The sequence below is a fragment of the Enterococcus caccae ATCC BAA-1240 genome (genome assembly GCF_000407145.1).
Taxonomy (GTDB): Bacteria; Bacillota; Bacilli; order Lactobacillales; family Enterococcaceae; genus Enterococcus_L; species Enterococcus_L caccae.
In genome coordinates, this window is sequence record NZ_KE136473.1 from 54,222 (window position 1) to 66,388 (window position 12,167).

Genomic DNA, 12,167 nt, shown 5'->3' on the forward strand with positions numbered 1-12,167 from the left:
TCAATGAGTAAATCAGTCTTTCCAGAAAATTTTTTATGGGGCGGCGCTACAGCTGCAAATCAATACGAAGGTGGTTATCTTTCAGGTGGCAAAGAGTTAAGTACGCTCGATGCTATAACGGGTGGTAATCATACAACACCAAGAATGATCACTTATAAAACCAAAGAAGGTAAAATTGAAACATGTACCAGAGGAGCTGCTTTGCCAGAAGGTGCAGTTGGCTATGTTGACCCAAATCAATATTACCCAAGTCATGTGGCAACAGATTTTTACCACCACTATAAAGAAGATATTGCTTTATTTGCAGAAATGGGGTTTAAATGTTTTAGACTTTCAATTGCTTGGTCTAGAATTTGTCCTAAAGGGACAATGGAACTAAATGAAGAAGGGCTAGCTTTTTACGATAAAGTATTTGATGAGTTATTGAGCTATGGGATTGAACCAATCGTAACAATCAATCATTTTGATATTCCGATGTATCTAGCTGATGAGTTAGATGGATGGTCAAATAGAAAAGTGATCGACTACTTCTTGTTTTTCTGTGAAACCGTATTTAAACGTTACAAAGATAAAGTTAAATACTGGATGACGTTTAATGAAATTAATTTTTTGCGTAGCTGGACTCAAATCGGTATTCATCAAAATGATCAACAAGCAAAGTACCAAGCTGCTCATCATCTATTTGTAGCAAGTGCCAAAGCTGTAAAATTAGGTCATGAGATTAATCCTGATTTCAATATAGGGATGATGGTCGCATATATCCCGAGTTACCCGATGAGTTGTAATCCAGAAGATGTGATGGAAGCAATCAAATTTAATCGTGAGCAAGAATTTTATATCGATGTACAGGTCAAAGGATATTATCCAGCACACAAAATAAAAGAATTTGAACGAAAAAATGTTGTTATTAAAAAAGAAGCTGGCGATGATGAGATTATCAAAGAAGGCACAGTAGATTACATTGGTTTTAGTTATTACATGTCAACTGTTTCTGCTGCTAATCCAAATGAAGTGAAATATGTTGGGGGCAATCAAATGCCTGCAGTTAAAAATCCATATTTACAAGAATCTGATTGGGGTTGGGCTGTGGATCCTCTAGGGTTGCGTATTTCATTGTGCAAATTGTATGATCGTTATAATGTGCCACTATTTGTTGTAGAAAATGGATTTGGTGCGATAGATAAAATCGAAGTGGATGGTACGATCCAAGATGATTACCGAATTGACTATTTTAGCAAGCATGTGGCTGCAATGAGCGATGCGATTGAATTAGACGGCGTTGAGTTGATTGGTTATACACCGTGGGGATGCATTGATTTAGTTTCAGCTGGAACTGGAGAAATGAAGAAACGTTATGGTTTTATTTATGTTGATATGGATGATGAAGGCAATGGAACTCTAGAGCGTTCGAGAAAACAATCGTTTTATTGGTACAAAAATTTAATTGCCGCAAACGGTATGCAAGAATAATGCGTATGAAACTTACTCCAACAATCAATTGGGAGTAAGTTTTTTTTATGAATTTCAAAAAAAGGACGTAAAATGTTGTAGTAAAGATCAACAATGGTATACTGCTAATGAGGCAAATTTACTGATTATAGTGTTTTGCGCTAATTGTCAGATAATCGAGAAAGCTGCAGGGGGAATAATACTAGGATGAAAAGAGTATCAATCAAGGAATTAAAAAAATTAATCGAGTTAACGGTGAATGAACCAGTTTCGATTATTGATGTACGAGAAGTAGATGAATTTGCGGCAGGTCATATCATGACAGCTAAAAACTATCCATTATCCACTTTACCAGAAGCAATGTCACAGATCGATCGAGAACAACCCCATTATGTTATTTGCCAACATGGTGTGCGTTCTGAGCATGCATGTTCTTTTCTTGAAAATTATGGATATAATGTTGTTTCAGTATCAGAAGGTATGTCCGTTTGGGATGGCGAAAGTAACGTCAATAGTTATAGATAAGAAAAAAACGTGATGAGTTGAGTACTCATTTCGTTTTTTTTTTAGAATGAATAAGGTTTTTTGGGAAACTTATTTTTAGTAAGTAAAAACACTTGTAAGTTCACTTACTTTTTGTTAGTATATAAATGTAGATAAGAAAACAATAGTTATTGGAGGAAAAAAACATGACAAGCAAATTATTAATTGCATATTACAGTTCAACAGGAACAGGAACACAAATGGTAAAATGGGCAAAAGAAGCAGCTGAAGCTAATGGTGCCGAAGTGCGTTTGAGAAAAGTCCATGAACTGGCACCAGATGTGGCAATCGATTCAAATCCAGCTTGGCGTAAAAATGTGGAAGCTACTGCTGACATTCCAGAGGTTACAAGTGATGATTTATTATGGGCGGATGCTTATATTTTCTCTTCACCTTCACGCTTTGGTGTAATGGCTAGCCAATTAAAACAATTCTTTGATTTACAAGGTGGTCTATGGGCACAAGGAAAATTGGCGAATAAATTTGTTACGGCATTTTCTTCTGCACAAAATCCTAATGGTGGACAAGAGCAAGTGATTCAAGGAATTTACACAGTTATGCAACACTGGGGGGCAATCATTGTACCAGCAGGTTATGTCAATGCCTCAACTTTTGCAGCAGGTGGAAATCCTTATGGAACAAGTGCTTCTATTGATGGCGAAGGGAATATGTTAAAAGCTAATGAAGTGAAAGCTGCGATTCAAGATCAAACAAAACGTTTGGTTGATGTAACAAGTCAATTTTTAGGTTAATAGAAAAGAAAAAACCGTTAGTTGCTATGTACTGTTAGCAATTAACGGTTTTTTGTATGGAGTGGAACAAAATGGATGATTCAAGTTGCGCTTAAATCAATGATTGTGTTTGCTTTTTTGATAAGTTCAGTATCATGAGAAACGTAAACCACAGTTTTATTCTGCTGGTTTAATTTTTTTAAAACATTGAATACAATATCCCGATTGTATTCATCTAAATTTCCAGTAGGTTCATCTGCAAAAATATATTGGGGGTCTTTAAGAAGCATTCGAGCAATTGCGATTCGCTGTTGTTCACCGCCACTTAACTGATAAACTTTCTTTTTTAAGCAATCATGAAGCTCAAGTTGTTGGAGGGCGTGAATCATTGCTTCTACTTGAGCTGATTTTGAAAGTTTACTATAAGTCAAAGCGATTTTAAGGTTTTGGGCAACAGTTTCATTTTCGATAAGTGCGTAGTTTTGAAAAAGGTAACCGATTTTGTGACGTTGGAGCATAAGAATCTGCTTTGAAGAAGGATCATGGATCTGATCAAACGTGATTCTTCCATTCGATGGTTTTTCAAGTAAACTTATAATATTGATCAAAGTTGTTTTGCCGCTACCACTTTTTCCACATAAACAGATGAAATCACCTTCGGAAATAGTATAGGAGAAGTTATCGATCACTTTATTTTTTCCATAAGTTTTTGTAATATTTTTAACAGAAATCATTCTAATTCCCCCTTGCTTAAGATTGTTGAAATTTTTTTATTCATCGCAAAACAACTTCCCAAAAGAAGAAATCCTTGCATAAATATAATAAAAGTCACTGGTATAAGTAGGCTGTAATTATTTAAGGAGATGATTACGATAAGTGAAACGAATAGATCGATAAAAATGGTAACAGCAACGAAGCGAACTAATATTTTTGCGTAACTATAGCCAAAAACTCGTTGAATAGCAAAAGTATGTTTGTTTTTTTCAAAGTAAGCAGAAAAAAAGCTAATACAATTTAATGTAAGTACAGCAAAAAGAATGGCTATCGAAACCTTCAGATAAAAAATTTTTTCTTTTAAGTTATTGATCGTTTCCGCTTTTTCGTTGTAAATGGATTTAACACTTTGAACACTAGCTAAATTATCTGTTTCTTTAATGCTAGGTAACAGATAGGAGTAACCATCAGTATTAGGTGCTTCAAATAATACGGATCGTGTCAGCCAGGAACTATAAAAACTGGCATCTACATTATTCGTATCTACAATAGCAATAGGATCTAAAATTGAATGTTGATTTTTTGCTTCAATAGTGGGGTTAAACGTAAAGTAATTTTGGTTATTTTTCACATAAATAATATTTGAGGATAAGTCTTCTTTTTGACTGACAGAGTCAATTACATTTTTTTTAAATTGAAAATCTTCTAAGTAATTGGCAATAATATCCTTTTCGTACTGTTTTAATTTTACTGGAATCAATAGGTTTAGTGTATTTTTTTTTCGAATCATATCTTTGTCAGAGACTGGTTTGTTGTTTTCTTTTTTTATAGGATTATGAGTTAAGTAATTGGTATTGATTGTAACGCTGCGTCCACCAGCTGATATGAGTTGTTCGTGTAATGTATTTGTATTTGCATCATATAGATAGCGTCCATCAGAAAGTTTTTCATAGTTTGTTGCATCGATTAAAAATAGGCCTTTTTTCTCCGCAACTTCATAGAAATTTTTTAGTTTTAATTCGTATGGACGGTATTTGTCAGTATCTTGTGTAATAAAACGTAATTCAGTTGCATAAATATCTTGTGTTTTTTCCCAGTTTTTTTCACTAGCCAACTCAATACTAAGGCTATTTGTTGATTTTATTGTCTGAGAAATGGCTAGTAAAATGACAACAATAAAAAAGACTTTGATTACGTTATTAAGAAATATCATTAGGCCTAAAGGCTTTCTCCCATTGAGACTGTCTGGTAGGTTTATTTTCCTTTTTTGGATGAATAAGATAAAGGTAGCTGTACTGAAAAATAATAGAAGAAGTACGCTTGAGACGATAAGTAATCCTTGTAAGAAGAAAAGATTAGCATAAAAACCACCATAAATAAGTCTCTGATAAAAAAACGTTCCAATATAAATAAGGGCATTAAATATAATCATGCTATATAAGATAGGCTTTAAAAGCATTCCTAATTTAGAAATAGAGGGTAAACCATTTAATTGATAAATGGCAAGTTTTTTATTGTTTTGGATAACATAGTAGCTATAGACAAATAAATTAACGATTAAGACTACAAGTATACTGATAAATAAAATCGGGTTAGCAAAAAGATTGATCAACAGAATATGCTGTTGATTAAATGATGCGTATTGTTCTACGTCGCCTAATTTTTGTTGGAGTTCGGAAATAATAGGGACAATTTTTTTTGTATCAGTGGAATTTATGTAATAGATTCCATCTATACCCGTTTCTGTGATAGTTGAAAATGATTTAACCGTAAGTCGCTGATTATTATTTGTCCATAAAAATTGACCGACAGTATCTTTGGATGAATCTGGAAAACTGGTGATTTTTTCTCTGGACTGCTTAGCAGGAAGATGCCCTTTGATTAGAATTAATTGCTGGTCTTTCGTGGGATCGGTTGCATATATAGTAATATCCTGTTCGTTTTTGAAGATATATTTATAAAAAGAAACGTTGTATTTAGTAGCTAAATTCTCAATAAAATCAACTTGCTGTTCAGAAGAAGTTATTTTTTCTTTGTCCTGTTTAAGCAAGAGTGAAATTTTAGAATTTCCTTTATAAAATAGCTCATTCCTTGATAAGTTGTTGGATACATTGAGGAGCAATAAGCTGATTAACATCATTTCAATTCCTAACAAAAAAATACAAATTTTTTTCATGAACATCCCCTCCAACTAGTTTAGATGAAAAAAAGATTAGGATATGACTCAAAGAGTTATGTCCTAATCCCATTGTTAATCCTCTATTCTATTGTTCAACGATAATTATAATACGCATGATTACCGCCAAATAGTGTCCAACCTACACTGGTTTTACTCCATTGATAGCTAGATTTCCAGCCACCGTTACCGAATGTCCCGTTTCCATTTTCGCAAGAAGCGTGTCCTTGTTTTGAGTAGTGTTGATACTCTGAAATATTTCGGTTGCCATTTTTGCCTCTGCGCCACCAACCTCCGCCAACTGCGGATGAAGCATATCTTGAACGTGGGTTGTCTTTTGATTCAACGATTGATGTGTAATGATCAACATTTTCTTGACCGCCACCTAAAATAGTTTCACCTAAAACTGTAGCACTTGAAATAAGGGGGAATAATGAAAAGAGACCTAAAACAACAACAAAGCTTAATATTTTCTTTTTCATAAAGATACCTCCAACATATATTTTGTAGTACTACAAAATCATATTACCATAATATTTTGACGTTTGTAAACGCTTTTTGTTAAATGAAACAAACCAAAAGATATGTTTTGCGTTCTAATAAGAGGGATATTTTTTAACTTAAAACTGTTAGTGAATTGGATAAACCAATTTTCTTTCTGCTATTTATTTCGTTACATCTTCTCCAAACCATTCTTTAGAAATCTTAGCTAGTTCACCAGTTTTTCGTAGCTTTTCAAAAGCAGTGTTGATTTTCTTAGCCAGTTCTTTATCTGATTTTCTCAAGCCAACTGCAAAAGCTTCGCTTTCAAATTGACCGCTGACGATTGAAAAATTCGCTAAATTATCTTCATGAGAAAGATAATAATTAGCATAAACCCGATCGATCAGCAATCCGTCGATTCGTCCAGATTTTAAATCCATAAAGGCTTCATTGAAACCGTCATACAAAATAGCGGTTTGATCTTTAACAAGGTTCTTCAGAATTTTAGGTTGTTCTTCAAAGCTATTGTAACCAGAAGAACCATTTTGAGCGCCTAGGATTTTTCCTTTCATATCAGTGAAGCTGTTGAGATTATTTTTTTTCAAGGACACTACGACTTGCTCATTTTTCATATATTCATCACTAAACAAGACCTTTTCTTCCCGCTCAGCACTTTTAGAATAGCCATTCCAGATCAAATCGATTGTCTGATTTTGTAATTCATTTTCTTTCATTGACCAATCGATTGGTTGAAAATCAACAGTGATTCCATACAAATCAAATACAGCTCGAGCTAAATCGATATCAAAACCAATGATTTCTCCTGATTTATTCTGAAACCCCATTGGGACAAATGAATCATCTAAGCCGATGATTACACGTTTTTCAGAATGGATTCGTGCCCATTGATCTGTTTCAGTTTTTTTTCTACCACATCCAACTACTGCTAAAATGGCGAGTAATATAATCATCGTAAGTAGGCGATATTTTTTTTTCTTCATAATAGTCTGTCCTTTCTACTGAACAGGTGTGACTGTTAGTAAGTTATCAGCAATATTTTTGGCAAAAGTCATATCATGGGTTACAACGATTTGTGTCATACCTTGAGCTTTAAGGGTCAAAATGACCTCTTCAACTTGTTGGCGCAGTTCAGGATCAAGAGCGCTGGTTGGCTCATCGTAGCCTAACACTTTAGGTTTCATTGCTAAGGCTCGTGCAAGAGCAACTCGTTGTTTTTGTCCACCAGATAGTTGATATGGATATAAATGTTCTTTACCGCTGAGTCCAAATTTTGTTAGCAATTCAAGTGCTTCTGATTCGCTAGCTTCTTTTGTTTGCTTTAGCGAAAGGATTGGTGCTAGCGTAATGTTTTCTAAAACGGAGAGGTGAGGGAATAATTGAAAATCTTGAAAAACGATCCCTACAACTTGATCTGCATTATCCATCTCAACAGGATTGAACGGTACACCATCCATGGTGAGCTTGCCTGAATCGATTGTTTCAAGACCGGCTAGACATCTTAGTAAAGTTGTTTTCCCACCTCCTGAAGGTCCTACGATTGTAAGGATTTCTCCATCTTTGATTTCTAAATTCAATTGGTCAATGATTCGACGACCATCGAAACTTTTCGTTAAGTTTTTGATTAATAACATGACTTTCCTCCTAAATTAAAATGGTAATAAGGTTCCTTTTATTAATTATTTATAATATTGATAGTGTTTTTCTAATTTTTTAGAAGCTAAAGTTAATACGGCTGTTAATAATAAGTAAATGATTCCAACTAAAACTAAGGGAAGTAAACTGACATCGCGGCTCATCGCAATTTTTCCTGCCCGCAGTAAATCTCCTAAGCCAAGGACATAAATCAAAGATGTGTCCTTTACTAAGTTGATGACTTCATTACCGATCGAAGGTAAGACCACTTTGACCACTTGAGGAAGAATAATCCTCGTAACTGTTTGAAAACTAGTTAAACGTAAAACTTTAGCTGCTTCATATTGGCCTTCAGGTATTGACTGGATTCCACCACGGAAAATTTCAGCGAAGTATGCTGCATAATTTAAAATAAAAGCAAATAAGGCTGCATCGTATCGTTCAAACACGACCCCAATCAATGGTAAACCGTAAAAAACAAAAATAAGTTGCAGTAGTAACGGTGTGCCCCGCATTAGCCAGATATAAATGTTGATTAAAAAAGTCAAAGGTTTAAAATTTGTTTGTAAGGCAAAGGCTATGATGATCCCGAGTGGAATCGATCCTAATAGTGTAAAAATAAAAACTTTCAACGTCATAAGTGCACCGTCTAGTAAAGCCGGCATAATTTCTAAAATATAGTCCATCATTTTTCCTCCAGTGTTTTGTTTTGTATGAAATGCAAAAAGCCCCCTTGGCAATGCCAAGAGGACGAAAGAATCGTGGTTCCACCTCAATTTGTTACTACCTCACGATAGTAACCTCATAGAATCTTTAACAATACTAAAGATTCATTTCCGATAACGGAGAAAGCCGCATTTTCTTACTTGATTCAGAAGATGACTGAAACAGATGTGTTCATCACAGGTTTCCAGCTTTTTCTCTCAGCGAATAAAAAAGTCTCTGTCAGGAAATAGTTTATGATTACTTGTTCTGAGTATACGTGTTGATTTTATTAGAATGGTTGGTAGAAATTGTGTAACAATTTGCTTTTGTTAGATGTAAGCCGTTTGGTGATTTACCAGCACAGAGATGTCTCTCCTGTTAGTCGCCAAGTACTATACATCATCTACTTTGGCAAAGCCAGTCGTAGTGATGTATAGCAAAAAGTCCTCTAGCTATTAAGCTAAAGGACGTAAAATTCGTGGTTCCACCTTTTTTTATTATCGCTTCACAACGATAACCTCATGAAGTCATAGACTTCTATTGCTGTAACGGGCATACCCGAACTTTCCTACTTCGTTTCAAAAAGTTAACTCCCAGATGTGGTTCGCTTTATTCTTCTGTCTTTTTTCACCAACCAAAGACTCTCTTGAATGAAATAATAAAGGTACTCTTCTGTTCTTTGTTTTTTATAACTTTACCATCAGTTTTTCTGTCTGTCAACTACTGATTGTATAGAATATTCAGAAAATAATTTTTTTTAAGCATAAAAGTTACTGATTTAGTGAAGTTAAGGTAAAATAGAAACAGTGAATTACTTTTAAAAAGTAAGTGAATGGTGATAGTTAAAAACTATCGCACAGCTTCGATTTATACTATCCTTTCATATATATATCTGATACACTATGTACAATTATTATCGGAAAGTACAAAAGGAGTGGTGTTGGTTGGGACGATCAGTTATAGGGATTGCAGCGAATGAAATAGAGGATGCAGGAGCAAAATTGTATCATTTGCCGATTAGTTACACTCCGTACGGTTATGTGAAAGCAGTTCAAAATTCAGGAGGATTACCGTTGATTTTACCAGTTGGTTCTCCTGATTTGGCTAAAGAGTATATTACCCAGATCGATAAATTGATTTTAGCTGGTGGGCAAAATGTATCCCCAGCATTATATGGGGAAGAGATTCAAGTCGAAGAAGCATCGTTATCTAAAGAGCGTGATCAATTTGAATTAGCATTGATCAAAGAAGCAATTAAACAAAAGAAACCTATTTTTGCGGTTTGTCGTGGGTTGCAGTTGGTCAATGTAGCATTGGGCGGTAGTTTATACCAAGATATCAGTCATTTAAACCAGAATGCCATTAAACATATGCAAGCACCAATATCTAGAGAAATTCCTACACATCTGATTCGGACAGAAACTGGGAGTATTTTACGCAAAATCTATGGGGAAGAAACAAAGGTTAATTCATTTCATTTTCAATCAGTAAAATCGTTAGCAAAGGAATTAAGTGTTACAGCACTTAGTGAAGATGGCGTCATCGAAGGTGTGGAGAGCAACAATTCTGGTCTCGTCTTTTTAGGAGTACAGTGGCATCCTGATTTTGCTTATGATCACTTAGAACAAGAGATGGCTATTTTTCGTTATGTGGTTGAAGAATTATAAAGAAATCAGCTTTACAGAATAAGTTCCTTAGCAATTAGACAAATCACCTGGAAATCAAAAGGATGATTCTAAGTGGGTTTTCTAAATAGCTCAGAAAGTAAGTCTTCTGTTTAGCTTAAAAAAGAGGAGGAATTAGAGGATGAAGAAAAAATTTGGTGTTTTTGTTTTAGCGGCAAGTTTGTTATTGACTGCTTGTAATAGCGGTAAAGGAGCAACGGATTCAACTGGTGAAAAGAATGGCGGTAAAACAGCACAGACACAAGTAATCAAGGTAGCTTCAGGTGGAGAATTGTCAACGTTAGATAGCGCTCATTATACAGACGTGTACAGTTCAGATATGATTGGTCAAGTTGTCGAAGGACTTTATCGTATGGACAAAAACCATGATCCGGAATTAGCTGTTGCAGCAAGTGAACCGACCGTTAGTGATGATGGACTTGTGTATACCTTCAAATTAAAAGAAACTAAATGGAGTAATGGCGATCCAGTCGTGGCAGGTGATTTTGTGTCTGCATTCAAAAATGTGGTTGATCCTGCTTTTGGGTCAAGCAGTAGTAATCAAATGGATATTTTCAAAAATGGTCGGAAAATTCGTGAAGCTCAAGCGAATTTGGATGAATTAGGTGTAAAAGCCATCGATGATCAAACACTAGAAATGACCCTAGAGTATCCGATCCCTTATTTAGCTCAAGTTTTAGTAGGGACACCATTTATGCCTAAAAATGAAAAATTTGTCAAAGAAAAAGGTGAGGCTTATGGCACCTCAACAGACAATTTTGTTGGAAATGGCCCATTCGTGATTTCTGGTTGGGATGGTAACACTGAAAATTGGAAGTTAACAAAAAACAAAGACTATTGGGATCAAAAAAATGTTAAATTAGATACGATTGATGTTCAAGTCGTCAAAGAAATTGGTACAGGGACCAATCTATTTGATGCTGGGGATTTAGATTATACAGTGTTGGCAGATACGTACGCATTACAATACAAAGACTCACCTCAAGCACATTTTACGCCGAAAGCAATGGTTGGTTATTTAAGTCCTAACCATAAGCGTGAAGTAACGGGGAACGTAAACGTTCGTAAGGCGATTTTACAAGCAATTGATAAAGAAACGTTTGCAAAAGACATCTTAGGTGACGGTTCAACGGCAATCAATGGATTTGTACCAAAAGATTTTGCGAAAGATCCTAAAACAGGTGAAGACTTCCGCAAAGAAAATGGTGATTTTTTACCATTTGATTTAAAAGCAGCTCAAAAAAGCTGGGAAACAGCTAAAAAAGAATTAGGCAAAGACGAAATTGAACTAGAATTACTTTCGGCTGATTCTGCTCTTGCCAAAAAGACGATTGAATACGTCCAAGGTCAGTTACAACAAAATCTACCAGGCTTAAAAATTAATTTAAAATCAGTACCATTGCAAAATCGTTTAGATTTACAAACAGCGAGTAATTTTGATTTAGTATTTGGAACTTGGACACCAGATTATGCAGATCCAATCAATTTCTTAGAATTTTATGATTCTAAAAGTGGGTTGAATACAGCAGGTTATAAAAATCCAGAGTATGATCAAGGGCTGAATGATGCAAGAATTACCTTAGCAAATGAACCAGAAAAACGCTGGAATAAGTTAAAAGAGTTAGAGGAAACATTGATTAAAAAAGATGCTGCTGTATTACCTCTCTACCAAGGAGCGATTGGCTATCTTAAGGCGGATAAATTAAAAGATTTACAAGTATTTCCATTTGGAAGAACTGTTTCTTATCGTTTGGCACATGTGGAATAAGTATTAAAAAAATGAGTCAGCAAGTTGTTAGGATGGAAGTGTTTCATCCCGAGCACTAAGTAGGTACTGTTCTAGATCAACTCGTATCTCGTTTTGTGTTAAAGCAATCTTGGCTTATTTTCGAAGGGAGTACTTCTGCTTCCGTTTTTTATCTGGATCACACGTGAGTGGGATATGACTTGAAGAGTCATGCCTCACTCACGTGCTTTTTTTTATAATAAATTTCATGGATAGAAGGTGCTCGTACTAGGATTCGTAAG

Annotated in this window: 11 protein-coding genes and 2 other annotated features; of the genes, 5 read left to right on the forward strand and 6 right to left on the reverse strand. The window is 35.0% G+C overall.

What is annotated here, in order from left to right; translation table 11 throughout:
• The first annotated feature begins 3 nt into the window (after window positions 1-3).
• The 3 genes from I580_RS05820 to wrbA all read left to right on the forward strand — a co-directional run bounded on the left by I580_RS05820 (window position 4) and on the right by wrbA (window position 2,744).
• Window positions 4-1,470, forward strand: a complete 1,467-nt coding sequence (locus tag I580_RS05820) for a glycoside hydrolase family 1 protein (RefSeq protein ID WP_010771026.1) — start codon at window positions 4-6, stop codon at window positions 1,468-1,470.
• Between the two features lie 186 nt (window positions 1,471-1,656).
• Window positions 1,657-1,974, forward strand: a complete 318-nt coding sequence (locus I580_RS05825) for a rhodanese-like domain-containing protein (RefSeq protein ID WP_010771027.1) — start codon at window positions 1,657-1,659, stop codon at window positions 1,972-1,974.
• A gap of 164 nt (window positions 1,975-2,138) precedes the next feature.
• Window positions 2,139-2,744 carry an NAD(P)H:quinone oxidoreductase type IV gene (wrbA, locus tag I580_RS05830; protein ID WP_010771028.1) on the forward strand — a complete coding sequence of 202 codons (606 nt, stop codon included), beginning with the start codon at window positions 2,139-2,141 and terminating at the stop codon, window positions 2,742-2,744.
• 80 nt (window positions 2,745-2,824) lie between these two features.
• Here wrbA and I580_RS05835 read toward each other — a convergent pair whose 3' ends face one another.
• The 6 genes from I580_RS05835 to I580_RS05860 all read right to left on the reverse strand — a co-directional run bounded on the left by I580_RS05835 (window position 2,825) and on the right by I580_RS05860 (window position 8,435).
• Complete coding sequence (locus tag I580_RS05835; protein WP_010771029.1) at window positions 2,825-3,457, reverse strand: ATP-binding cassette domain-containing protein; 633 nt, start codon at window positions 3,455-3,457, stop codon at window positions 2,825-2,827.
• Entirely contained in the window at window positions 3,454-5,613 is a 2,160-nt protein-coding gene (locus I580_RS05840; protein WP_010771030.1) for a hypothetical protein, read from the reverse strand. The genes I580_RS05835 and I580_RS05840 overlap by 4 nt, the downstream gene beginning before the upstream one ends.
• 95 nt (window positions 5,614-5,708) lie before the next feature.
• On the reverse strand, window positions 5,709-6,095 hold the full coding sequence (locus I580_RS05845; RefSeq protein ID WP_010771032.1) for a hypothetical protein: 387 nt from the start codon (window positions 6,093-6,095) through the stop codon (window positions 5,709-5,711).
• A gap of 183 nt (window positions 6,096-6,278) precedes the next feature.
• A complete protein-coding gene (locus tag I580_RS05850) occupies window positions 6,279-7,097 on the reverse strand; it encodes an amino acid ABC transporter substrate-binding protein (protein WP_010771033.1) in 819 nt (272 codons plus the stop codon).
• 15 nt (window positions 7,098-7,112) lie between these two features.
• Window positions 7,113-7,748 (reverse strand): amino acid ABC transporter ATP-binding protein, encoded by a 636-nt coding sequence (locus tag I580_RS05855; RefSeq protein ID WP_010771034.1) that lies wholly within the window; start codon window positions 7,746-7,748, stop codon window positions 7,113-7,115.
• Between the two features lie 45 nt (window positions 7,749-7,793).
• Window positions 7,794-8,435 (reverse strand): amino acid ABC transporter permease, encoded by a 642-nt coding sequence (locus tag I580_RS05860; RefSeq protein ID WP_010771035.1) that lies wholly within the window; start codon window positions 8,433-8,435, stop codon window positions 7,794-7,796.
• Between the two features lie 57 nt (window positions 8,436-8,492).
• Window positions 8,493-8,738, reverse strand: a binding site (T-box leader).
• A gap of 176 nt (window positions 8,739-8,914) precedes the next feature.
• Window positions 8,915-9,143 (reverse strand) — a binding site (T-box leader).
• A gap of 255 nt (window positions 9,144-9,398) precedes the next feature.
• On the opposite strand from I580_RS05860, the gene I580_RS05865 reads away from it, so the two are divergent.
• Both I580_RS05865 and I580_RS05870 read left to right on the forward strand, forming a co-directional pair.
• Window positions 9,399-10,121: a gamma-glutamyl-gamma-aminobutyrate hydrolase family protein gene (locus I580_RS05865; protein ID WP_010771036.1), complete on the forward strand. Its 723-nt coding sequence runs from the start codon at window positions 9,399-9,401 to the stop codon at window positions 10,119-10,121.
• 139 nt (window positions 10,122-10,260) lie between these two features.
• A complete protein-coding gene (locus I580_RS05870; RefSeq protein WP_010771037.1) occupies window positions 10,261-11,907 on the forward strand; it encodes a peptide ABC transporter substrate-binding protein in 1,647 nt (548 codons plus the stop codon).
• Window positions 11,908-12,167: the final 260 nt, after the last annotated feature.

Bases quoted from the DNA above. Each gene is read 5' to 3' on its own strand.
- I580_RS05870 (WP_010771037.1), top strand. From the start codon at position 10,261: ATGAAGAAAAAATTTGGTGTTTTTGTTTTAGCGGCAAGTTTGTTATTG.
- wrbA (WP_010771028.1), top strand. From the start codon at position 2,139: ATGACAAGCAAATTATTAATTGCATATTACAGTTCAACAGGAACAGGA.
- I580_RS05840 (WP_010771030.1), bottom strand. From the start codon at position 5,613: ATGAAAAAAATTTGTATTTTTTTGTTAGGAATTGAAATGATGTTAATC.
- I580_RS05855 (WP_010771034.1), bottom strand. From the start codon at position 7,748: ATGTTATTAATCAAAAACTTAACGAAAAGTTTCGATGGTCGTCGAATC.
- I580_RS05850 (WP_010771033.1), bottom strand. From the start codon at position 7,097: ATGAAGAAAAAAAAATATCGCCTACTTACGATGATTATATTACTCGCC.
- I580_RS05835 (WP_010771029.1), bottom strand. From the start codon at position 3,457: ATGATTTCTGTTAAAAATATTACAAAAACTTATGGAAAAAATAAAGTG.
- I580_RS05845 (WP_010771032.1), bottom strand. From the start codon at position 6,095: ATGAAAAAGAAAATATTAAGCTTTGTTGTTGTTTTAGGTCTCTTTTCA.
- I580_RS05820 (WP_010771026.1), top strand. From the start codon at position 4: ATGAGTAAATCAGTCTTTCCAGAAAATTTTTTATGGGGCGGCGCTACA.
- I580_RS05825 (WP_010771027.1), top strand. From the start codon at position 1,657: ATGAAAAGAGTATCAATCAAGGAATTAAAAAAATTAATCGAGTTAACG.
- I580_RS05860 (WP_010771035.1), bottom strand. From the start codon at position 8,435: ATGGACTATATTTTAGAAATTATGCCGGCTTTACTAGACGGTGCACTT.